Here is a 20,593-nt window from a genome sequence, read left to right on the forward strand (position 1 = left end):
GACACAATCCCTGAATCTACGGATGGATAGCGGCCTGTTAACAAACCGCCAACGTTTTCGCGTGCAGTGTAGCCCAAAGATGCGCGCCATTCATAGGCAAATCCATTTCTTCTGGACGATTCTGAGCGTTAGAATATGCCGACATTCGATGCACTCACATGAGAAACCTATGCGCATTCACATTCTTGGGATCTGTGGCACCTTTATGGGCGGGTTAGCGATGCTGGCACGCTCATTGGGGCATGACGTCACCGGTTCGGACGCCAACGTCTATCCGCCGATGAGCACGCTGCTGGAGAACCAGGGGATCGATCTTATTCAGGGTTATGATCCAGCCCAGCTGGATCCGGCGCCGGATCTGGTGATCATCGGCAACGCCATGACGCGCGGCAACCCGTGCGTGGAGGCGGTGCTGGAGCGTGGCATCCCTTACGTTTCCGGCCCGCAGTGGCTGCACGACGCCGTGTTGCGCGATCGTTGGGTACTGGCGGTCGCCGGCACCCACGGCAAAACCACCACCGCCGGCATGGCGACCTGGATCCTCGAGGCCTGCGGTTACCAGCCCGGCTTCGTCATCGGCGGCGTGCCCGGTAACTTCGACGTATCGGCGCGCCTCGGCGGCAGCCCGTTCTTCGTGATCGAGGCCGACGAGTATGACTGCGCGTTCTTCGACAAGCGCTCCAAGTTCGTGCATTACAGCCCGCGCACGCTGATCATGAATAACCTGGAGTTCGACCACGCCGATATCTTCGACGATCTGAAAGCCATCCAGAAACAGTTCCACCACCTGGTGCGTCTGGTGCCGGGCAAAGGCAAGATCATCCTGCCGGACAACGACAGCCACCTGAAACAGGTGATGGCGATGGGCTGCTGGAGCGAGCAGGAGCTGGTGGGGGAAGAGGGCACCTGGCGTGCGCAGAAGCTGACGCCGGACGCCAGCCATTACGCGGTGTTCCTCGACGGCGAACAGGTCGGCGAAGTGAACTGGGCGCTGGTGGGCGAGCACAACATGCATAACGGCCTGATGGCCATCGCCGCTACCCGCCACGTCGGCGTTCAGCCGGCGGACGCCTGCCGCGCGTTGGGCGATTTCATCAACGCCCGCCGCCGCCTGGAACTGCGTGGCGAAGCCAACGGCGTCACGGTGTACGACGACTTCGCACACCACCCGACGGCGATCCTCGCCACCCTGGCCGCGCTGCGCGGCAAGGTCGGCGGCACGGCGCGCATTCTGGCGGTGCTGGAACCGCGCTCCAACACCATGAAAATGGGCATCAGCAAAAACGATTTGGCGCCTTCGCTCGGCCGTGCCGACGAAGTGTTCCTGTTCCAGCCGCACCACATTCCGTGGCAGGTGGCGGAAGTGGCGGATGCCTGCGTGCAGCCGGCGCACTGGAGCGCGGATCTCGACACGCTGGTGGACATGGTGGTGAAAACCGCACAGCCGGGCGATCACATTCTGGTGATGAGCAACGGCGGCTTCGGCGGCATTCACGATCGCTTGCTGGACGCGCTGGCGAAAAAGCAGGAACCGAAAGTCACCTACTGATCGTTAACCGCATTAGTCACATCAAGGGCCGCATTCGCGGCCTTTTTTATGGGCGTAAAAAAGCCCTCGCGAGCGAGGGCAACGGGGTTCGTCGGATAGGACGACGAGAGGGTCTCTGGGAAATCGGCGTTTGCGTCAGAACTCGGCAGTGGCAGTGACGAGGGTAATCAGCTCTGCAAAGCCGTTCCCAGAGTTGTTATTTGTAAATCTCGGCGGTGGCGTGGTAGTTGCCTTCATTACGCGCTTCGATCACGCGGTAGGCGGTTGCGCCTTTCGCGTCGGCTTTCTCAGACAACGCCTGGCGAATGTCGGTCGGCGCCCCGTCGATACCGCTGACGGTAATGGTACCGATAGATTGCAGGTTGGCGGTCTGATCGTTAGTCACTAACTGGGCGGCAGACGCGCCGAAGGAGATGACAGACAGCAAACCGAGTGCAGCAAGCGTAGTTTTCATGTTCATGATAGCGATCCTTGGTCATAACAGCCTGGAAGGGCTTGGCAGCGATTTTTATTCTTGAAGGCCGTTATGACAGCGTTTGATTCCAGAGAGGTATTGCCCGTTGCCGGGTAATGCCGTTACTTATTTGTAGATTTCAGCGGTCGCGTGGAAGTTGCCGTCATTGCGCGCTTCGATCACGCGGTAGGCGGTCGCCCCTTTGGCGTCAGCTTTGTCGGACAGCGCCTGACGAATGTCGGAAGGCGCAGCGGCGACGCCGCTTACGGTGATCACACCGGCCGGCTGCAGTTTTGCGGCTTGAGTTGCGTCAACAGATTGTGCTGCGAATGCACCAAATGAAAGCATGGACAGAACGCTCAGGGTTGCAACGGTAGTTTTAATTTTCATCATCTCACCTCATCGTATTCTTTTATCAGTTCCAACGAACTGTGATTCAGTTCACGAAAATGAGTATACAGCTAGTAACGCGAAAAATTAATAGTTCGCTAACAGTTGCTAGTGAAACTTTAACCTCATGATCCTTATTTTTTATAACCGTAAGGAATAAAAAACGCTCATAAAACGATCTTTTGATGTTAAATTTATGTGATTTCAATGAGGTAAGTGATTTTGACCAAAAGTGCGGAAGATCACAGTGGGTACTGCTGGTTACATGGAGATGTCATGGAAATGTGTTGTTGAGGAATAGAAAAGCAGTGTTAAACGCGCTTGAAGGTAGGAAAGGTAACGCGAGGGTTAAAGAAGCGCTAACAAAGTGCGGGCTACAGCCGCACTTTGTTAGCGCTTTGTTAGCGCCAGGTTTCACAGCTCTTGCTCGAACACGCCCAGGATCGCTTCATGCAGTTTCTGAGCGGTAAAGCCGCTGGACGGGGTGACGAAAATCGTATCGTCGCCGGCAATCGTGCCGAGGATGCCCTGGGATTTACCCAATGAGTCGAGCAGGCGGGCGATCAGCTGTGCGGCGCCCGGGCTGGTGTGGATCACCACGACGGCGTCGTTATGGTCGACGTCCAGCACCAGATTCTTCAATGGGCTGGTGGTGGTCGGCACGCCGAGCTCGGCAGGAAGGCAATACACCATTTCCATTTTGGCATTGCGCGTACGCACCGCGCCGAACTTGGTCAGCATGCGCGATACTTTGGATTGGTTAATGTTTTCGAAGCCTTCTTCTTGCAGCGCCAAAACGATCTCGCCTTGAGAACTGAATTTTTCTTCTTTCAATAACGCTTTGAACGTCTTGATCAGATCTTCCTGTTTTGCGGGATTACGCATTTTGCACCGTGGAATGTTGATAGTGGAAGTCATGATTATGCATATAGATGAATTTTTATGCAACAAAGGCCGACCCAAAGAAAATAAACATGACCGGGCGGCGAGGAAAGGGCGGCATTTTAACAAAATCCGGCTGCGATGAATATGCCCTTTTGACGACGGAAAATCGGCCTGCGGTGGTAAATAAAATGTTATTAAAATGATGTTGTTCTGATGTTGCGTAAGGGTGTAATGTAACGGCCGGTTAACTTGCTCGTGAATAACCTCGCACTATTTTTGATTAGTGTGCGCTATGCCCTTCATGCGTAAGCGATTTAATCTAAAATGGGCGCGACAGCGGCCATTTCATTACACCTGCAGGCAAGAATTGGCTAATTTATTGTTTTAAAAGGTGTAATGACTTAAGGTCCGTAACCAACACATTCACGGCGCTTTATATATTTAAGATAATAAAGGAGTATAGGATGAAAGTTGCAGTTCTCGGTGCTGCTGGCGGTATCGGCCAGGCCCTCGCCCTTCTACTCAAAACCCAGCTTCCTTCAGGTTCTGAACTCTCTCTCTACGACATTGCCCCTGTTACCCCAGGCGTTGCCGTCGACTTAAGCCACATCCCAACCGCAGTTAAAATCAAAGGCTTCAGCGGCGAAGACGCGACTCCGGCTCTGCACGGTGCGGACGTGGTGCTGATTTCCGCCGGTGTGGCCCGTAAGCCTGGCATGGATCGCTCTGACCTGTTCAACGTTAACGCCGGCATCGTGCGTAACCTGATTGAGCAAGTGGCGAAAACCTGCCCGAAAGCCTGCATCGGCATCATCACCAACCCGGTTAACACCACGGTAGCCATCGCGGCGGAAGTGCTGAAAAAAGCCGGCGTTTACGACAAGAACAAACTGTTCGGCGTGACTTCGCTGGATATCATCCGTTCCAACACCTTCGTGGCCGAGCTGAAAGGCAAGCAGCCGGAAGAGCTGAACGTGCCGGTTATCGGCGGCCACTCTGGCGTGACCATCCTGCCTCTGCTGTCGCAGATCCCGGGCGTGAGCTTCACCGATCAGGAAGTGGCGGATCTGACCAAACGCATTCAGAACGCCGGTACCGAAGTGGTGGAAGCCAAAGCCGGTGGCGGGTCTGCAACGCTGTCCATGGGCCAGGCGGCCGCACGTTTCGGTCTGTCTCTGGTGCGTGCACTGCAGGGCGAGAAAGGCGTAGTGGAATGCGCTTACGTTGAAGGCGACGGCAAATACGCTCGCTTCTTCGCACAGCCGCTGGTGCTGGGCAAGAACGGCGTTGAAGAGCGCAAAGATATCGGCACCCTGAGCGCCTTCGAGCAGAAAGCGCTGAACGAGATGCTGGATGTGCTGCACAAAGATATCGAACTGGGCGAGAAGTTCATCAATAACTGATCGTTGCCGATAGTCAGCCGATAAACGCCGCCGGACGCTGTTCCGGCGGTTTTTTTTTTGCCCCGCGTTCACGATTTGATGCGTGCCTTGCGATCCAGCAGGCAATCGCTGCGGGGATCGTAATAGCGGCTTGGCCAGATCTCCGAAGGGTGGATGCCTATCGCTTCGGCGATCAGCCATTCCCCCTTTGGCCACGGGCGCGACAGTGCGTTGGCCAGCGTTGATGAGCTTAATCCGGCCTTGCGCGACACTGCTGCCAGCGTGGTGCCCTGTTTGCGTAGCGCCGCGATGATATCTGCCGGATGCCAATCTGGGTTCCTTGAATTCATGTTTACATTCCTTTTCTGATTAGCCAAAGTTGCGTTAGTGGTATAACTAACGGGTCAAGGTTAGGCGTTTGCACAACGTGAATCGCTTATTCGGAAATCAGAATACCACTAAATTTCTAAAAAAATACCCAAGTAATTTCCAAAAATGACTTTGCCCACTATTGCCCAGAGATGATGGCTATGAAAAACGAGTGGTTTGCCGCCAAGGAACTGACAGGCATCGCAGGATTACCTTCCTCACCACAGGGAATCAATCTGATGGCCCGGCGCGAAGGCTGGATCAGCCGCAGGCGTAAAGGCGTGCAGGGAAAAGCGTTGGAGTACCACATCGACAGCCTGCCTTCAGACGTGCGTAATCTGCTGGTGCTGAAGGAAGACGGGGCGGCATATGACGTTGAGCGTCAGGATCCGTTGGCGGTCTGGATCGAGTATTACTACCATTTGACGGAGAGCGAGCGCGAGAAAATGGTGGCTTTCCTGATGCGGGAAGGGATTGGCGGCCTGTTGGCGCGCATTGACGAAGAGAGCAATACCTAGGCAGGCCCGCGTGCGCGGGCCTGAGGGTTTTTAAGAAAATTAACTTTCTTAAAAATCGCGTTGCACCGCCAGATGGGCCAGGCCTTCCAGCGCCGTGCGATGCTCCGATACCGGCAAGACCCGCAGCGCGGCGATCGCCTTGTCGGCTTCTTCTTCAGCGCGTTTGCGGGTGTACTCCAGCGAACCGCATTGCTGCATCGCCTGCAGTACCGGCTCCAACAGATGACGACCGTTGCCTTGCTCAATCGCACTGCGGATCATGTCGCGCTGCGCGTCGTCGCCGTTGTGCATCGCGTGCAGCAGCGGCAGGGTCGGTTTCCCTTCGTTCAGATCGTCGCCGGTGTTTTTGCCCAGGGTGCTGCCGTCGGCGCTGTAGTCGAGCAGATCGTCGATCAGCTGGAAAGCGGTGCCGAGGTAGCGGCCATAGTCTTGCAACGCCTGCTCCTGTTCGGTGCTGGCACCGGACAGGATCGCCGACGATTGCGCCGCCGCTTCAAACAGACGGGCGGTTTTGCTGTAGATCACCCGCATATAGCTTTCTTCGCTGATGTCGGGATCGTGCACGTTCATCAACTGCAGCACTTCGCCTTCGGCGATGACGTTGACCGCCTCCGACATCAGCGCCAGCACGCGCAGGGATTCCAGACTGGTCATCATCTGGAAGGCGCGGGTATAGATAAAGTCGCCGACCAGTACGCTGGCGGCGTTGCCGAACGCCGCGTTGGCGGTGGCTTTGCCGCGGCGCATGTCCGATTCGTCGACGACGTCGTCATGCAACAGCGTGGCGGTATGAATGAATTCGATCAGGGCGGCAACGGTGACGTGCTTGTTGCCTTCATAGCCCAACGCCCGCGCCGCCAGGACGGCGATCATCGGCCGGATGCGCTTACCGCCACCGCTGATAATGTAATACCCAAGCTGATTGATGAGCGTGACATCGGAATTCAGCTGTTCGAGAATTGTTGCGTTCACGGCCGCCATATCTTGCGCGGTTAACTCGGTAATTTGATCTAGGTTCATTGTATTTTTTTCAGCTGTGTTTCTCTTCACCGCGTTGAGATCGCTGCTCACATCGGTACATGGCGGTAACTGTCCCTATGATTGTACTTGAAAAACGGTTCAGATAAACGCCACGAAAGAAACTGCGCTTTTTTTCTTCTTTTTTCTCCTTCTGGTCTTATTCTGCTCTTGTCATGCGCTGCTTTTTTGCGTAGAATTCGCGCCCTATTGTGAATATTTATAGCGCGCTCTGAACTAACACAGTCGGGCACGCGGAAAGCGGAGTTTTATATGTACGCGGTTTTCCAAAGTGGTGGTAAACAACACCGAGTAAGCGAAGGTCAGACCGTTCGCTTGGAAAAGCTGGACATCGCAACTGGTGAAGCGGTTGAGTTTGACCAGATTCTGATGATCGCTAATGGCGAAGATATCAAAATCGGCGTTCCTTTCGTCGATGGCGGCAAGATCAAAGCTGAAGTCGTTGCTCACGGTCGTGGCGAGAAAATTAAGATTGTTAAGTTTCGTCGTCGTAAGCACCACCGTAAGCAGCAGGGCCACCGTCAGTGGTTCACTGACGTTAAAATCACCGGCATCAGCGCTTAAGTTAGGAGAGCGGATTAATGGCACACAAAAAGGCTGGCGGCTCGACTCGTAACGGTCGCGATTCAGAAGCTAAACGTCTGGGCGTAAAACGCTTTGGCGGCGAAGCAGTACTGGCAGGCAGCATCATCGTTCGTCAGCGCGGCACCAAATTCCACGCTGGTACCAACGTGGGTTGCGGCAAAGACCACACTCTGTTTGCTTTGAAAGACGGTAAAGTCAAATTCGAAGTTAAAGGCCCGAGCAATCGTAAATTCATCAGCATCGAAGCTGAATAATTTTTCGAGCCTTACGAAATAGATGTAAGCCCCGCAATTCGTTGCGGGGCTTTTTACATTTATGGGTTGCCTGGGAACAGGCTCGTCAGCGTTGGCGATGGTGATATGGATACGAAGCAGCAGGTCGGCGTTGGCATTTCCCTGGCGTTAACCACGGCGGTTTGCTGGGGCGCGTTGCCGATCGCAATGAAAGAAGTGTTGACGGTGATGGAGCCGTTTACCGTCGTCTGGTATCGCTTTACCATGGCCGCCATCGGTTTGGGCGTGATCCTCGCGGTGCGCGGCAAGCTGCCGCCGCTGACGATGTTCCGCCAGCCGCGCTGGCTGCTGCTGTTGGCGATCGCGACGGCGGGGCTGTTGGGCAACTTTGTCTTCTTCAGCTCCTCGCTGCAATACCTGAGCCCGACGGCGTCGCAGGTGATTGGCCAGCTGTCGCCGGTGGGCATGATGTTCGCCAGCGTGCTGATTTTAAAAGAACGCATGCGCATCACCCAGGTTATTGGCGCCCTGATGCTGATTTGCGGGCTGATGCTGTTTTTCAACGTCAGTTTGATAGAGATCTTCACCCGGCTGACGGACTACACGCTGGGCGTCATGTTAGGCGTATGTGCGGCGATGGTCTGGGTGAGCTACGGCGTGGCGCAGAAGGTATTGCTGCGCCGACTGGCTTCGCCGCAGATCCTGGTTATGTTGTACACTTTATGTGCGATGGCGTTGTTCCCTCTGGCCAAACCTGAGGTGATTTTCCAGCTTAGCGGCTGGCAATTGGCATGCCTGCTGTTTTGCGGCGCCAACACGCTGATCGGCTACGGCGCGTTGGCGGAAGCGATGGCGCGCTGGCAGGCGGCGCAGGTGAGCGCGTTGGTGACGCTGACCCCGCTGTTTACCCTGCTGTTTTCAGATTTATTGGCGTTGGCCTGGCCCCAGGCATTCGCCGCACCGACGTTGAATATCGTCGGCTATGTTGGCGCGTTTGTGGTCGTGGCGGGCGCCATGTTTTCCGCAATTGGTCACCGGTGGTGGCCGCGACGGGCAGAACCCCCCCAGGTTGCTCCTTTGAAGCAGCCCGGTGAATGATTTACGGAGACGGTAAATGAAGTTTGTAGATGAAGCAGCGATTCTGGTCGTTGCAGGCGACGGCGGCAACGGATGCGTTAGCTTCCGCCGCGAAAAATATATCCCCAACGGTGGGCCTGACGGCGGGGACGGCGGCGACGGCGGCGACGTCTACCTGCTGGCGGACGAGAACCTCAACACCCTGATCGACTACCGTTTTGAGAAGTCTTTCCGCGCCGAGCGCGGCCAGAATGGCCAGAGCCGCGACTGTACCGGTAAACGCGGTAAAGACGTCATCATCAAGGTGCCGGTCGGCACGCGCGTGAAGGATCAGGGCACCGGCGAGATCCTCGGCGACATGACCCGCCACGAGCAGAAGCTGATGGTCGCCAAAGGCGGCTGGCACGGTCTGGGCAACACCCGTTTCAAATCTTCGGTCAACCGTGCACCGCGTCAGAAGACGCTGGGTACCGCCGGCGAAGCGCGCGACCTGTTGCTGGAACTGTTGCTGCTGGCCGATGTGGGCATGCTGGGCCTGCCGAACGCCGGCAAATCGACCTTCATCCGTGCGGTGTCCGCCGCCAAGCCGAAGGTGGCCGATTATCCGTTTACCACGCTGGTGCCGAGCCTGGGCGTGGTGCGCATGGACCACGAGCAGAGCTTTGTGGTCGCCGACATTCCTGGGCTGATCGAAGGCGCCTCCGAAGGTGCGGGCCTGGGCATTCGCTTCCTGAAACACCTGGAGCGTTGCCGCGTGCTGCTGCACCTGGTGGACATCGCGCCGATCGACGAAACCGATCCGGTGGAAAACGCCAAAGTGATCATCAACGAGTTGAACCAATACAGCGAAAATCTGGCTCAGAAGCCACGCTGGCTGGTGTTCAACAAAATTGATGTGATTGGTGAGGAAGAAGCCGCCGAACGCGCCAAAGCGATTGTGGAAGGCATGGGCTGGGAAGGGAAGTACTACATGATCTCCGCCGCCAACCGCGAAGGCGTCAACGCGCTGTGCTGGGACGTGATGAACTTCATCAACACTCAGCCGAAAGCGATGGCGATCGAAGAAAGCGCACCGGAAAAAGTCGAATTCATGTGGGATGACTACCACCGCGAGCAAATCGCGGAAGTGGAAGCCGAAGCGGAAGATGACTGGGATGACGACTGGGACGAAGACGACGACGAAGGCGTCGAAATCATTTACCAGAAGTAATTCGGTGATAAAGGGCTCAGCAATGCTGGGCCCTTGTTATTTGAGCGCCTTTTCCGGCAACCAGCACTGGGCGTTCAGGCCGCGCGCATCGCGGCGGTTTTCCAGCGTCAATCGCCCCTGGTGCAGCTGCGCGATGCGGATCACGATATTCAGGCCCAGTCCGCTGCCGCCGTAGCGTTGATCCATGCGGCGAAACGCCTGCGTCAGTTCCCCAACCATCTCTTCCTTGATCCCAGGGCCATCGTCGATGACCTGCAGCAGATAGCCGCTGTCTTGCGACGTTAACCGCACCTGTATCGCACCGCCTTCCGGGCCGTAACGGTGAGCGTTTTCGACCAGGTTGCGCAGCAGCAACCGCAGCAGCACCGGATCGCCGTTCACTGCGGCGACGGCCGGCAATTGCCAATCCAGCGTCTGTCCGCGTTGGGCGGTCATTTCGCCGAGTTCTTCCTGCAGCGGCTGAATCACATCGGCCACCCAATCGAAATGCTGGTAATGGCCGCTGGCGAAGTCTTGCCCGGCGCGCGACAGCATCAGCAACTGCTCGACGGTGTGCATTAGCTGATCGATGCGGGCGATCAGCGCCTGGCTGCCCTTGACGCCCTGCTTTTCCATCAGCTCCAGGTGCAGGCGGATGCCGGCCAGCGGCGTGCGCAGCTCATGGGCGGCGTCGGCGGTGAACAGGCGTTCCTGTTGAATGGTGTTATCCAGCCGTGAAAACAGCTGATTGAGTGCATTGGTGACCGCCACCATTTCCTGGCTGTCGCTGGTGATTGGCAGCGGCGTCAGGTTATCGGCAGAGCGTTTTTCCAGCCGTTGCTGCAATTGGTTGAGCGGGCGAATGATCCAGCTGATGGCCCAAAATGACGCCAGCAGCGTGACGATCATCATGATCAGCGAAGGCGCCAGCAGCGACGCGATGGCCTCGGCGATCTCGGTATCGACGCGTTCGGTACGCACTTTGGCGGACAGCGTTTCGTCCACCAGGAAGCTGATCTGCTCCTGGCTTTCGTGCCACAGCCAGAAGGCGCTGATGAGTTGCGTGACCAGCAGGATCAGCGCCAGCATCAGCAGCAGGCGGCGGCGCATGCTGATCATGACGAGGGTTCCAGGCGGTAGCCGATGCCGCGCACGGTGCGGATGCGATCCTTGCCCAGTTTGCGGCGCAGGTTGTGGATGTGTACTTCCAGCGTGTTGGAACCCAAGTCGTCCTGCCAGGTGTAGAGATCCTGCTGCAGGAGTTCACGGTTTACCGTTTGCCCGGCACGCATGATAAGACGCGCCAGAATGGCAAACTCTTTCGGCGTGACCTCCACCGGCTGCTGCTGCAGGTAGACCTGCTGGCTCGAGAGGTTCAGCTGCAGGTCATCCACCTGCATCAGATTGTCGCTGTGGCCCTGGTAGCGCCGCAGAAGGGCGCGCACGCGCGCCTGCAGCTCGACCAGCGCGAAGGGTTTGACCAGGTAGTCGTCGGCGCCGGCGTCCAACCCATCGACGCGATCTTCCAGGGCGTCGCGGGCAGTCAGGATCAGCACCGGCAGATCGATCTGCTGGCGGCGCCACTGCCGCAGCAGCGCGGCGCCGTCCATGTCCGGCAGACCGAGATCCAGGATCACCATGCTGTATTGACTGGTGATGAGCAGGCTGTTGGCCTCCGCCGCCGTGGCGGCGCAGTCGCAGACGTAACCTTCGCCGGTCAGCGCCAGCGCCAGCCCCTGTTGCAGCAGTTCATCATCCTCAACGACCAACAGCTTCATGACGATCCTCAGTTGTTTTGGTAAATATCCCGATACAGGCGGCTTTCGAAGCGCACCAGCGGGGCGCGGCGCTGTTTCTGATCTTCCGGCGGCACGGCGTAGCCGGAGAGATACTGCACGAAGGCCATGCGCTGGCCGCTGGCGGTGGTGATGAAGCCCGCCAGGTTGTAGACGCCCTGCAGCGCGCCGGTCTTGGCCGACACTTTGCCGTCGACGCCGGCTTCGTGCAGGCCGCCGCGGTAACGCAGGGTACCGTCATAGCCGGACAGCGGCAGCATCGAGATGAAGTTCAGCTCGTTATCGTGCTGAGCGATGTACTGCAGCGCCTGCATCATGGTCGCCGGCGCCAGCAGGTTGTGGCGCGACAGACCGGAGCCGTCGGCGATGATGGTATTACCCAGATCGATGCCGGCCTTCTGGCGCAGCACCTGCCGCACCGCATCGGAACCCGCTCGCCAGGTGCCCGGCACGCCGAAGCGTTCGTGGCCGATGGTGCGGAAGACGGTGTCGGCGATCATGTTGTCCGATTTCTTCAGCATGATCTTCAACAGATCGTGCAGCGGCGCCGACTGGGTTTGCGCGATCACCGTGCCGGTGATGCCAGGGCGCGTCTGGCGCTTCAAGTGCCCATCGATCTGGATGCCGGCCTGGGTCAGTTCGTCTTTCAGGATGGCACCCGCGTAGCTGGCACCGTCCTGGATGGCGAAGGCCAGCGGCAGCGGTTCGCTGCGCTGCGTCAGGCAGCCGGTCAGGGTAAAGCGGTTCAGCTCGCCCGGCACCACGTCCAGCTCGCAGTACTGCGCGTCTGCTGAACCGCGCGCCAGGGTGCGCACCTGGCTAAACATATTGACCGGATAATAGGAGGCGACGCGGATAAACGCCATGTCGCCCGGATTCGGCGCGCTGTACAGCGAGACCGAGAAACAGTTGCGATCGACGATGGCGGCGGCCGGTGGCGCGCTGAAGCACTGTGTCAGATCGTTCCACGGCCAGCCGGGCGCTTTGTCATGGCTGGCGAAGACCGAGGTATCGACCAGGACGTCGCCGCTGATTTGGCGCACGCCCTGTTTCTTCAGGACGGCCACCATATTGCGCAGGCTCTGGCGCTTGAAGGTCGGATCGCCGCTGAAGCGGGCGATCAGGTTGCCGCGCAGCACGCCATCGCGGATATCGCCCTGGCTCTCCAGCGTGGTGGTGAAACGGTAATCGGGCCCGAGTTGCAGCAAGGCCGCCAGCGCCGTCAGCACTTTTTGGGTACTGGCCGGCAGCGCCATCTGCTGAGAGTGATAATCGATCGTCGGCGCGCCGGCACCGATTTTCTGAACGACCAGGGCAAGGTTGGCCCCATCAGGCAGATATTGTGTGTACTCTTCAACCGGGGCCGCATTCGCATTCAGAACAAATGCGCAAGCCAATGCACTGACAATTCGTGAAAAACGCATAATCTCGGGATAACAGCTGGATAACGTGCCGTCATACTACGGTGCAATCAGGGAAAAAGTAAACGATGACCCTCAAGGAACTCTAGGCTAAAATGCGTATCAAAATGCAAAACCAATCTTGGCTTGGGCCTCGTTCCGAGTCAGGTTTCTTTTGTTTGTCGCCTGGAGGCGGGTGGCGGTATGCCAACCGTGTTTTCATACGAATACGTCAGGATGACGGTTATTTGAACAGGAAAGATTTAGAGGTATTTATACGATGAACCAAATTCCGATGACCTTGTTTGGCGCTGAAAAACTGCGCGAAGAGCTCGAATATCTGAAAAGCGTGCGCCGCCCGAAAATCATTGCGGATATCGCTGACGCCCGTGAGCACGGCGATTTGAAAGAGAATGCCGAGTACCACGCCGCCCGCGAACAGCAGGGTTTCTGCGAAGGCCGCATTCAGGAAATCGAAGCCAAGCTGTCCAATGCTCAGGTGATCGATATCACCAAGATGCCGAACACCGGCCGGGTGATCTTCGGCGCCACCGTATCGGTGATGAATCTGGACAGTGAAGAAGAAGTGACTTACCGCATCGTTGGCGACGACGAGGCCGATTTCAAGAAAAATCTGATTTCGGTAAACTCGCCGATGGCGCGCGGCCTGATCGGCAAAGAGCAAGACGACGTGGTGGTGATCAAAACCCCCGGCGGCGACGTGGAATACGAGATCCTGAAGGTCGAGTATCTCTGATCGAGGCCGTTGGTCATTAATGCGCCAACGTTTTGTAAAGATAGGAAAAAGGCCGCAAGCGGCCTTTTATCTTCGTCAGGCGCATGGCACCTTTTCGTTAACCTGATGGTTATTAACGCGGTAGACTGATCTTGCGCTCTTTCGACGGGCGGTAAAGAATAAGCGTACTGCCGATAACTTGCACATTGCAGGCGCCCGTTTCACGCACGATAGCATCGGCGATCAGGGTTTTGGTTTCGCGATCTTCAGCGGCGATTTTCACCTTGATCAGCTCATGATGCTCCAGAGCCTGTTCAATTTCAGCCAGCACCCCTTCGGTAAGACCGTTATTGCCCAGCATCACCACCGGTTTTAACGGATGCGCCAGGCCTTTCAGGTGCTGTTTTTGTTTATTATTCAGATTCATTGTCTTTTTTGCTTAAGTTGGGATTGAAAACGGTACATTCTACCGCCATCTCATGTATATCACCAAATCGGTCTTCACCGGTGTGAGTCTACGTGAGCAGCGACCCTGACATAAGACTCTTTTTATGATAGTTGGAAAACGAGATGGCTAATAAAAAGCGTTCGGCTAGCTCCAGTCGCTGGTTACAAGAACACTTTAGCGATAAATATGTACAGCAGGCGCAGAAAAAGGGACTGCGTTCCCGTGCCTGGTTTAAACTTGATGAAATACAGCAGAGCGACAAACTGTTCAAACCGGGCATGACCGTGGTTGATCTCGGCGCCGCACCGGGCGGCTGGTCGCAGTATGTGGTCACCCAAATCGGCGGTACCGGACGCATCATCGCCTGTGATATTTTGCCAATGGATCCTATCGTTGGCGTCGATTTCCTTCAGGGCGATTTTCGTGATGAACTGGTGCTGAAGGCGCTGTTGGAACGAGTAGGCGAGAGTAAGGTTCAGGTGGTCATGTCCGATATGGCCCCGAATATGAGTGGCACCCCGGCGGTCGATATTCCAAGGTCGATGTATCTGGTGGAGTTGGCGCTGGATATGTGTCGTGATGTCCTCGCACCAGGCGGAAGTTTCCTGGTGAAGGTGTTCCAGGGAGATGGCTTTGACGAGTACCTACGGGAAATTCGCTCCCTGTTTACGAAGGTTAAGATTCGTAAGCCAGACGCTTCCCGCGCCCGTTCGCGCGAAGTGTACATTGTAGCGACAGGGCGCAAACTGTAGTACCCTAACGCTGTTTGTTAACACAGTTGTAAGATGAGGTTAATCCCTTGAGTGACATGGCGAAAAACCTAATTCTCTGGTTAGTCATCGCGGTAGTGTTGATGTCTGTATTCCAGAGCTTTGGGCCCAGCGAGTCGAATGGCCGTAGGGTGGATTACTCTACCTTCATGTCCGAACTGACCCAAGACCAGGTTCGCGAAGCGCGAATCAACGGACGTGAAATTAACGTTACCAAGAAAGACAGTAACAAATACACGACCTACATCCCTGTCAACGATCCTAAGTTGCTGGATACGTTGTTAACGAAGAATGTGAAAGTTGTCGGCGAGCCGCCTGAAGAGCCGAGCCTGCTGGCTTCTATCTTTATCTCCTGGTTCCCGATGCTGTTGCTGATCGGGGTCTGGATCTTCTTTATGCGGCAAATGCAGGGCGGCGGCGGCAAGGGCGCGATGTCCTTCGGCAAGAGCAAGGCCCGCATGCTGACGGAAGACCAGATCAAGACCACTTTCGCCGATGTCGCCGGTTGTGACGAAGCGAAAGAAGAGGTGAGCGAACTGGTGGAATACCTGCGCGAACCGAGCCGTTTCCAGAAGCTGGGCGGCAAGATCCCGAAAGGCGTGCTGATGGTTGGCCCGCCGGGGACCGGTAAAACGCTGTTGGCGAAAGCGATCGCCGGCGAAGCGAAGGTACCGTTCTTCACCATTTCCGGTTCCGACTTCGTCGAAATGTTCGTCGGCGTGGGTGCATCCCGCGTGCGCGACATGTTCGAACAAGCGAAGAAAGCTGCGCCGTGCATCATCTTCATCGATGAAATCGACGCCGTCGGTCGCCAGCGTGGCGCCGGCCTGGGTGGCGGTCACGATGAGCGTGAGCAGACCCTGAACCAGATGCTGGTTGAGATGGACGGTTTCGAAGGCAACGAGGGCATCATCGTCATCGCGGCGACCAACCGTCCAGACGTGCTTGACCCTGCGCTGCTGCGCCCGGGCCGTTTCGACCGTCAGGTCGTGGTCGGGCTGCCGGATGTGCGTGGCCGTGAGCAGATCCTGAAGGTGCACATGCGCCGCGTGCCGTTGGCTGCCGACATCGACGCCTCCGTCATTGCGCGCGGTACGCCGGGCTTCTCCGGTGCCGACCTGGCCAACCTGGTCAACGAAGCGGCGCTGTTCGCCGCCCGCGGCAACAAGCGCGTGGTGTCGATGGTGGAGTTCGAGAAAGCCAAAGACAAGATCATGATGGGTGCGGAACGTCGCTCCATGGTGATGACCGAAGCGCAGAAAGAGTCGACCGCGTATCACGAAGCGGGCCACGCCATCATTGGCCGCCTGGTTCCTGAACACGATCCGGTACACAAGGTGACGATCATTCCTCGCGGACGTGCGCTCGGCGTGACCTTCTTCCTGCCGGAAGGGGATGCGATCAGCGCCAGCCGTCAGAAGCTGGAGAGCCAAATCTCCACCCTGTACGGCGGTCGTCTGGCGGAAGAGATCATCTACGGGCCGGAAAAAGTCTCTACCGGTGCGTCGAACGACATCAAAGTGGCGACCTCCATCGCCCGCAACATGGTGACCCAGTGGGGCTTCTCCGAGAAGCTGGGGCCGCTGCTGTATGCGGAAGAAGAGGGCGAAGTGTTCCTGGGCCGTTCCGTGGCCAAGGCGAAGCACATGTCGGATGAAACCGCGCGTATCATCGACCAGGAAGTGAAGTCGCTGATCGAACGTAACTACACGCGTGCTCGTTCGCTGTTGATGGAAAACATGGACATCCTGCATTCGATGAAGGATGCGCTGATGAAGTATGAAACCATCGATGCGCCGCAGATCGACGATCTGATGAACCGCAAAGACGTGCGTCCGCCGGCGGGCTGGGACGATGCGAACAAAGGTAACAGCTCCGACAACGGCGGCACCCCGAAAGCCCCGACGCCGGTAGATGAGCCGCGCACCCCAACGCCGGGCAACACCATGTCCGAACAGCTCGACAAGTAACAGCGGCTGTGTAATAACATCAAACCCCGGTACGCCGGGGTTTTTTTTTGCCCGGCGGGCAGTGAACCAGGCAACAGTAAGGTGGACCAACCATGCAGTTAACCGTGCGCGACATGACGCTCAACCTCTCCTATCCGCAGGTGATGGGTATCCTCAACGTGACGCCGGATTCGTTTTCCGACGGCGGCCGCCACAACACGCTGAACCAGGCGCTGCTGCACGCGCATGCGCTGATTTCGGCCGGTGCCACGATGATCGATATCGGCGGTGAATCGACAAGGCCGGGGGCGGCGGAGGTGAGCGAAGAGGAAGAGCTTGAGCGGGTCGTGCCGGTGGTGGAAGCGCTGGCGCAGCGTTTTGAAGTCTTCATCTCGGTCGATACCTCGAAAGCGGGCGTGATCCGCGAATCGGCACACGCCGGCGCACATCTGATCAACGACATTCGTTCGCTGCAGGAGCCGGGTGCCCTGGCGGCGGCGGCGGAAAGCGGTCTGCCGGTCTGTCTGATGCATATGCAAGGGCAGCCGCGCACCATGCAGCAGGCGCCGCATTACGATGACCTGATTGCCGATGTTCAGGCGTTTTTCGAGCATCATATTCAGCGCTGTAACGAGGCGGGGATAACAAATCAGAAATTGCTGCTCGACCCAGGCTTCGGTTTCGGTAAAAATTTGGCGCACAACTATCAGCTTCTGGCCCGGTTGTCGGAGTTTCATCGTTTTGGTTTGCCGCTGTTGGTCGGCATGTCGCGCAAATCGATGATTGGACAACTGCTGAACGTGCCGCCGGATCAACGGATTATCGGCAGCGTGGCCTGCGCGGTGATCGCGGCGATGCAGGGTGCGCAGATTGTCAGAGTGCATGACGTTAAAGAAACCGTCGAGGCGATGCGTGTCGTCGAGGCAACACTTTCAGCTAAGGGACAGTAGAGACATGAGCGAGCGCAAATATTTTGGCACCGACGGCATCCGTGGCAAGGTCGGGGACAGCCCCATCACGCCGGACTTCGTGCTGAAGCTGGGCTGGGCGGCCGGTAAAGTGCTGGCGCGTCACGGTTCCCGCAAGATCATCATCGGTAAGGATACGCGCATCTCCGGCTATATGCTGGAGTCCGCTCTGGAAGCCGGCCTGGCGGCCGCTGGATTGTCCGCTTCCTTCACCGGGCCGATGCCCACCCCGGCGGTGGCTTATCTGACGCGCACCTTCCGCGCCGAAGCGGGCATTGTCATTTCCGCGTCGCATAACCCGTTTTATGACAACGGCATCAAGTTCTTCTCGATCGACGGCGCCAAGCTGCCGGACAACGTCGAAGAAGCGATTGAAGCCGAGATGGAAAAGCCGCTGACCTGCGTGGAGTCCGCCGAGCTGGGTAAAGCCAGCCGCATCATCGACGCCGCCGGCCGCTACATCGAATTCTGCAAAGGCACCTTCCCGAGCGAGCTGAGCCTGAAGGGGCTGAAAATCGTGGTCGATTGCGCCAACGGGGCGACTTACCACATCGCGCCGAGCGTGCTGCGCGAGCTGGGCGCCACGGTGATCGCCATCGGCGTTGAGCCGGACGGCATGAACATCAACGAAAAATGTGGTGCCACCGACGTGCGTCAGCTGCAGGAGCGCGTACTGAAGGAAAAAGCGCACGTTGGCCTGGCGTTCGACGGCGACGGCGACCGCGTGATGATGGTGGACCACCTGGGCAACAAGGTGGACGGCGATCAGATCCTGTACATCATCGCCCGCGAAGGCCTGCGTCAGGGGCAGCTGCGCGGCGGCGCGGTCGGCACCCTGATGAGCAATATGGGGCTGGAGCTGGCGCTGAAACAGCTGGGCATTCCGTTCGCTCGCGCCAAAGTGGGCGACCGTTACGTGCTGGAGAAGCTGCAGGAGCTGGGCTGGCGCATCGGTGCGGAAAACTCCGGCCATGTGATCCTGCTGGACAAAACCACCACCGGCGACGGCATCGTGGCCGGGTTGCAGGTGCTGACCGCCATGGTGCGCAACCACATGAGCCTGCATGACCTGTGCAGCGGTATGAAGCTGCTGCCTCAGATTCTGGTCAACGTGCGCTTCGCCGGCGATCATAATCCGCTGGAGTCCGACGCGGTGCGTAAAGTCACCGAGCAGGTGGAAGCCGAACTGGCCGGCCGCGGCCGGGTGTTGCTGCGCAAATCGGGCACCGAACCGCTGATCCGCGTGATGGTGGAAGGCGAGGACGAGCAGCAGGTGACCGCGCTGGCGCATCGCATCGCCGACGCGGTGAAATCCGCAGGTTAAAACAGACAGTTAGCCGCCGGGCTCGGCAAAGCTGAGCCCGGAGAGGCGATTGTTGGCGTTTTTTTCCGCAAACGCGCCGGCGGCTGCAAATTGCCCTTGCGCGGGTTGGCGGCTTTGGTTAGTATTCACACCCGCTTCAGTAGGCGTTTTTATAAACTGCCTGCTTGATGAGTGTGAAGCATTTGGCATGCGGTGAGGCCGCAAGGATACGGGTACTACTATGTACGAAGCTCTTCTGGTAATTTTCCTGCTGATTTCAATCGGGCTGGTTGCTCTGATTATGTTGCAGCAAGGTAAAGGCGCTGATATGGGAGCCTCTTTCGGAGCAGGTGCATCAGGCACGTTGTTCGGTTCGAGTGGTTCCGGTAACTTTATGACCCGCATGACTGCTGTGTTGGCGACGCTGTTCTTCGTCATCAGCCTGATTCTGGGCAACCTCAGCAGCAACCAAAGCAAGAAAGGCAGTGAGTGGGAAAACCTGGGTCAGCCAGTGAAAACTGAGCAGACGACCGCGCCGGCAGCACCTGCCAAGCCGAGCAGCGACATCCCGCAGTAAGCCGCAAAAAGTTTGTAAACGGTGGTTGTGAACTCGAAGGAACGACGGCCGTTAGCAGTAAGAATCAGTACCGAGGTGGTGGAATTGGTAGACACGCTACCTTGAGGTGGTAGTGCCCTAACGGGCTTGTGGGTTCGAGTCCCATCCTCGGTACCAAATCCCAGAGATAACTTGCAATTTTGCGATTATCGGCGTAGTATTTGCCACGTTTTCGGACGCGGGGTGGAGCAGCCTGGTAGCTCGTCGGGCTCATAACCCGAAGGTCGTCGGTTCAAATCCGGCCCCCGCAACCACTTTCCTTTAAGTGTTTATTTTCAAATACACTTTTCGATTGAAATCCGCTTTTCTCGATCAACATTTGAAAATGACACTTGCTCGAAAGTTGTACCGAGGCCGCCTAGCGGCAAACAGGGTCCAGTTGCATAAAGCCCCGATTTTTCGGGGTTTTTTGTTATTTGGCAACAGAATCACTGGGCTATTTAGCCCTTTTTTTATGTCTTGGGGGTGGGCTTGTCCACATTAGAGCAACAGTTAACAGAGATGCTTTCGGCACCCGTAGAAGCGTTGGGCTTTGAGCTTGTAGGCATCGAATTCATTCGTGCGCGCCAATCGACGCTCCGCATCTATATTGATAGTGATAACGGCATCAATGTTGATGATTGCGCTGATGTCAGCCACCAGGTCAGCGCTGTATTGGACGTCGAAGATCCAATCACGGTCGCTTACAACTTGGAAGTCTCCTCTCCTGGCCTTGATCGCCCGATGTTCACCGCAGAACACTATACGCGTTACCTCGGTGAAGAAGTCAGCCTGGTCCTGCGCATGGCGGTACAGAACCGTCGCAAGTGGCAGGGTATTATCAAGTCTGTCGAAGGCGAGATGATCACGGTTACTGTGGAAGGGAAAGATGAAGTGTTCGCGCTGAGCAACATCCAGAAAGCGAACCTGGTACCCCACTTTTAAAGTTTGGAAGAGGC

General features: G+C 57.1%; 23 protein-coding genes and 2 tRNA genes. 16 read left to right on the forward strand and 9 right to left on the reverse strand.

Annotated elements, in window-relative coordinates; genetic code table 11:
• Window positions 1-169 precede the first annotated feature (169 nt).
• A complete protein-coding gene (gene mpl, locus FUU19_RS01800) occupies window positions 170-1,549 on the forward strand; it encodes a UDP-N-acetylmuramate:L-alanyl-gamma-D-glutamyl-meso-diaminopimelate ligase (protein ID WP_033636810.1) in 1,380 nt (459 codons plus the stop codon).
• A 196-nt stretch (window positions 1,550-1,745) separates the two neighbouring features.
• Here the strand turns inward: mpl and yhcN (FUU19_RS01805) are convergent, their stop codons facing one another.
• The 3 genes from yhcN (FUU19_RS01805) to argR all read right to left on the reverse strand — a co-directional run bounded on the left by yhcN (FUU19_RS01805) (window position 1,746) and on the right by argR (window position 3,278).
• Window positions 1,746-2,009 (reverse strand): peroxide/acid stress response protein YhcN, encoded by a 264-nt coding sequence (gene yhcN / locus FUU19_RS01805; protein ID WP_025305042.1) that lies wholly within the window; start codon window positions 2,007-2,009, stop codon window positions 1,746-1,748.
• A gap of 120 nt (window positions 2,010-2,129) precedes the next feature.
• Window positions 2,130-2,393: a peroxide/acid stress response protein YhcN gene (yhcN, locus tag FUU19_RS01810; protein ID WP_038879766.1), complete on the reverse strand. Its 264-nt coding sequence runs from the start codon at window positions 2,391-2,393 to the stop codon at window positions 2,130-2,132.
• A 414-nt stretch (window positions 2,394-2,807) separates the two neighbouring features.
• Window positions 2,808-3,278 carry a transcriptional regulator ArgR gene (argR, locus tag FUU19_RS01815; RefSeq protein WP_016929335.1) on the reverse strand — a complete coding sequence of 157 codons (471 nt, stop codon included), beginning with the start codon at window positions 3,276-3,278 and terminating at the stop codon, window positions 2,808-2,810.
• A 464-nt stretch (window positions 3,279-3,742) separates the two neighbouring features.
• Between argR and mdh the strand changes: the two genes are divergently transcribed.
• Window positions 3,743-4,681 carry a malate dehydrogenase gene (mdh, locus tag FUU19_RS01820; RefSeq protein WP_004933569.1) on the forward strand — a complete coding sequence of 313 codons (939 nt, stop codon included), beginning with the start codon at window positions 3,743-3,745 and terminating at the stop codon, window positions 4,679-4,681.
• A 68-nt stretch (window positions 4,682-4,749) separates the two neighbouring features.
• On the opposite strand, the gene FUU19_RS01825 is transcribed toward mdh, so the two are convergent.
• Entirely contained in the window at window positions 4,750-5,010 is a 261-nt protein-coding gene (locus FUU19_RS01825) for a helix-turn-helix domain-containing protein (RefSeq protein ID WP_038879152.1), read from the reverse strand.
• A 180-nt stretch (window positions 5,011-5,190) separates the two neighbouring features.
• Here FUU19_RS01825 and FUU19_RS01830 point away from each other — a divergent pair, with 180 nt between their 5' ends.
• A complete protein-coding gene (locus tag FUU19_RS01830; protein WP_141971313.1) occupies window positions 5,191-5,547 on the forward strand; it encodes a DNA-binding protein in 357 nt (118 codons plus the stop codon).
• Between the two features lie 48 nt (window positions 5,548-5,595).
• Here the strand turns inward: FUU19_RS01830 and ispB are convergent, their stop codons facing one another.
• Window positions 5,596-6,567, reverse strand: coding sequence for an octaprenyl diphosphate synthase (gene ispB / locus FUU19_RS01835; RefSeq protein WP_141971311.1), 972 nt, complete (start codon window positions 6,565-6,567; stop codon window positions 5,596-5,598).
• A gap of 270 nt (window positions 6,568-6,837) precedes the next feature.
• Here ispB and rplU point away from each other — a divergent pair, with 270 nt between their 5' ends.
• The 4 genes from rplU (at window position 6,838) to cgtA (ending at window position 9,690) form a co-directional block, all read left to right on the forward strand.
• On the forward strand, window positions 6,838-7,149 hold the full coding sequence (rplU, locus tag FUU19_RS01840; protein WP_004933561.1) for a 50S ribosomal protein L21: 312 nt from the start codon (window positions 6,838-6,840) through the stop codon (window positions 7,147-7,149).
• Between the two features lie 17 nt (window positions 7,150-7,166).
• Window positions 7,167-7,424, forward strand: a complete 258-nt coding sequence (gene rpmA, locus FUU19_RS01845; RefSeq protein ID WP_004933559.1) for a 50S ribosomal protein L27 — start codon at window positions 7,167-7,169, stop codon at window positions 7,422-7,424.
• Window positions 7,425-7,529: 105 nt separating this feature from the next.
• Entirely contained in the window at window positions 7,530-8,501 is a 972-nt protein-coding gene (locus FUU19_RS01850) for a DMT family transporter (RefSeq protein ID WP_230491056.1), read from the forward strand.
• A 16-nt stretch (window positions 8,502-8,517) separates the two neighbouring features.
• Entirely contained in the window at window positions 8,518-9,690 is a 1,173-nt protein-coding gene (cgtA, locus tag FUU19_RS01855) for an Obg family GTPase CgtA (protein WP_025305047.1), read from the forward strand.
• Window positions 9,691-9,726: 36 nt separating this feature from the next.
• On the opposite strand, the gene pmrB is transcribed toward cgtA, so the two are convergent.
• Genes pmrB through dacB form a run of 3 tightly spaced genes read right to left on the reverse strand, consistent with a single transcriptional unit; the run spans window position 9,727 to window position 12,889 of the window.
• Entirely contained in the window at window positions 9,727-10,788 is a 1,062-nt protein-coding gene (gene pmrB, locus FUU19_RS01860) for a two-component system sensor histidine kinase PmrB (protein ID WP_141971306.1), read from the reverse strand.
• On the reverse strand, window positions 10,785-11,447 hold the full coding sequence (pmrA, locus tag FUU19_RS01865; protein ID WP_019453348.1) for a two-component system response regulator PmrA: 663 nt from the start codon (window positions 11,445-11,447) through the stop codon (window positions 10,785-10,787). Before pmrA ends, pmrB begins: the two co-directional genes overlap by 4 nt.
• An 8-nt stretch (window positions 11,448-11,455) precedes the next feature.
• Window positions 11,456-12,889 carry a serine-type D-Ala-D-Ala carboxypeptidase gene (gene dacB, locus FUU19_RS01870; protein WP_025305050.1) on the reverse strand — a complete coding sequence of 478 codons (1,434 nt, stop codon included), beginning with the start codon at window positions 12,887-12,889 and terminating at the stop codon, window positions 11,456-11,458.
• A gap of 256 nt (window positions 12,890-13,145) precedes the next feature.
• On the opposite strand from dacB, the gene greA reads away from it, so the two are divergent.
• The gene (gene greA / locus FUU19_RS01875) at window positions 13,146-13,622 is read left to right on the forward strand and encodes a transcription elongation factor GreA (protein ID WP_025305051.1); all 477 of its coding nucleotides are present in this window, start codon (window positions 13,146-13,148) and stop codon (window positions 13,620-13,622) included.
• Window positions 13,623-13,734: 112 nt separating this feature from the next.
• Here the strand turns inward: greA and yhbY are convergent, their stop codons facing one another.
• Window positions 13,735-14,028: a ribosome assembly RNA-binding protein YhbY gene (gene yhbY / locus FUU19_RS01880; protein ID WP_004933536.1), complete on the reverse strand. Its 294-nt coding sequence runs from the start codon at window positions 14,026-14,028 to the stop codon at window positions 13,735-13,737.
• A 143-nt stretch (window positions 14,029-14,171) separates the two neighbouring features.
• Here yhbY and rlmE point away from each other — a divergent pair, with 143 nt between their 5' ends.
• From rlmE to rimP, 8 genes are all read left to right on the forward strand, one after another.
• Window positions 14,172-14,801, forward strand: coding sequence for a 23S rRNA (uridine(2552)-2'-O)-methyltransferase RlmE (gene rlmE / locus FUU19_RS01885; RefSeq protein ID WP_004933533.1), 630 nt, complete (start codon window positions 14,172-14,174; stop codon window positions 14,799-14,801).
• A gap of 56 nt (window positions 14,802-14,857) precedes the next feature.
• Window positions 14,858-16,789, forward strand: a complete 1,932-nt coding sequence (gene ftsH, locus FUU19_RS01890) for an ATP-dependent zinc metalloprotease FtsH (RefSeq protein ID WP_004933529.1) — start codon at window positions 14,858-14,860, stop codon at window positions 16,787-16,789.
• Window positions 16,790-16,881: 92 nt separating this feature from the next.
• Window positions 16,882-17,718: a dihydropteroate synthase gene (folP, locus tag FUU19_RS01895; RefSeq protein ID WP_202670154.1), complete on the forward strand. Its 837-nt coding sequence runs from the start codon at window positions 16,882-16,884 to the stop codon at window positions 17,716-17,718.
• Window positions 17,719-17,722: 4 nt separating this feature from the next.
• Window positions 17,723-19,060, forward strand: a complete 1,338-nt coding sequence (glmM, locus tag FUU19_RS01900) for a phosphoglucosamine mutase (protein ID WP_038879137.1) — start codon at window positions 17,723-17,725, stop codon at window positions 19,058-19,060.
• A 220-nt stretch (window positions 19,061-19,280) separates the two neighbouring features.
• Window positions 19,281-19,616 carry a preprotein translocase subunit SecG gene (secG, locus tag FUU19_RS01905; protein WP_004933519.1) on the forward strand — a complete coding sequence of 112 codons (336 nt, stop codon included), beginning with the start codon at window positions 19,281-19,283 and terminating at the stop codon, window positions 19,614-19,616.
• 69 nt (window positions 19,617-19,685) lie between these two features.
• Window positions 19,686-19,772, forward strand: a tRNA-Leu gene (locus FUU19_RS01910).
• Window positions 19,773-19,832: 60 nt separating this feature from the next.
• A tRNA-Met gene (locus tag FUU19_RS01915) sits at window positions 19,833-19,909 on the forward strand.
• A 217-nt stretch (window positions 19,910-20,126) separates the two neighbouring features.
• Window positions 20,127-20,579: a ribosome maturation factor RimP gene (gene rimP / locus FUU19_RS01920; RefSeq protein WP_004933515.1), complete on the forward strand. Its 453-nt coding sequence runs from the start codon at window positions 20,127-20,129 to the stop codon at window positions 20,577-20,579.
• Window positions 20,580-20,593 lie beyond the last annotated feature (14 nt).

The organism is Serratia montpellierensis (assembly GCF_020858655.1).
In the GTDB taxonomy this organism is placed as follows: Bacteria; Pseudomonadota; Gammaproteobacteria; order Enterobacterales; family Enterobacteriaceae; genus Serratia; species Serratia montpellierensis.

Coding starts and splice junctions, on each gene's coding strand:
- rplU (WP_004933561.1), top strand. CDS start 6,838: ATGTACGCGGTTTTCCAAAGTGGTGGTAAACAACACCGAGTAAGCGAA.
- yhcN (WP_025305042.1), bottom strand. CDS start 2,009: ATGAACATGAAAACTACGCTTGCTGCACTCGGTTTGCTGTCTGTCATC.
- greA (WP_025305051.1), top strand. CDS start 13,146: ATGAACCAAATTCCGATGACCTTGTTTGGCGCTGAAAAACTGCGCGAA.
- cgtA (WP_025305047.1), top strand. CDS start 8,518: ATGAAGTTTGTAGATGAAGCAGCGATTCTGGTCGTTGCAGGCGACGGC.
- FUU19_RS01825 (WP_038879152.1), bottom strand. CDS start 5,010: ATGAATTCAAGGAACCCAGATTGGCATCCGGCAGATATCATCGCGGCG.
- argR (WP_016929335.1), bottom strand. CDS start 3,278: ATGCGTAATCCCGCAAAACAGGAAGATCTGATCAAGACGTTCAAAGCG.
- ispB (WP_141971311.1), bottom strand. CDS start 6,567: ATGAACCTAGATCAAATTACCGAGTTAACCGCGCAAGATATGGCGGCC.
- pmrB (WP_141971306.1), bottom strand. CDS start 10,788: ATGATCAGCATGCGCCGCCGCCTGCTGCTGATGCTGGCGCTGATCCTG.
- ftsH (WP_004933529.1), top strand. CDS start 14,858: ATGGCGAAAAACCTAATTCTCTGGTTAGTCATCGCGGTAGTGTTGATG.
- FUU19_RS01830 (WP_141971313.1), top strand. CDS start 5,191: ATGAAAAACGAGTGGTTTGCCGCCAAGGAACTGACAGGCATCGCAGGA.
- yhbY (WP_004933536.1), bottom strand. CDS start 14,028: ATGAATCTGAATAATAAACAAAAACAGCACCTGAAAGGCCTGGCGCAT.
- rpmA (WP_004933559.1), top strand. CDS start 7,167: ATGGCACACAAAAAGGCTGGCGGCTCGACTCGTAACGGTCGCGATTCA.
- folP (WP_202670154.1), top strand. CDS start 16,882: ATGCAGTTAACCGTGCGCGACATGACGCTCAACCTCTCCTATCCGCAG.
- yhcN (WP_038879766.1), bottom strand. CDS start 2,393: ATGAAAATTAAAACTACCGTTGCAACCCTGAGCGTTCTGTCCATGCTT.
- mpl (WP_033636810.1), top strand. CDS start 170: ATGCGCATTCACATTCTTGGGATCTGTGGCACCTTTATGGGCGGGTTA.
- rlmE (WP_004933533.1), top strand. CDS start 14,172: ATGGCTAATAAAAAGCGTTCGGCTAGCTCCAGTCGCTGGTTACAAGAA.
- secG (WP_004933519.1), top strand. CDS start 19,281: ATGTACGAAGCTCTTCTGGTAATTTTCCTGCTGATTTCAATCGGGCTG.
- glmM (WP_038879137.1), top strand. CDS start 17,723: ATGAGCGAGCGCAAATATTTTGGCACCGACGGCATCCGTGGCAAGGTC.
- FUU19_RS01850 (WP_230491056.1), top strand. CDS start 7,530: ATGGATACGAAGCAGCAGGTCGGCGTTGGCATTTCCCTGGCGTTAACC.
- mdh (WP_004933569.1), top strand. CDS start 3,743: ATGAAAGTTGCAGTTCTCGGTGCTGCTGGCGGTATCGGCCAGGCCCTC.
- dacB (WP_025305050.1), bottom strand. CDS start 12,889: ATGCGTTTTTCACGAATTGTCAGTGCATTGGCTTGCGCATTTGTTCTG.
- pmrA (WP_019453348.1), bottom strand. CDS start 11,447: ATGAAGCTGTTGGTCGTTGAGGATGATGAACTGCTGCAACAGGGGCTG.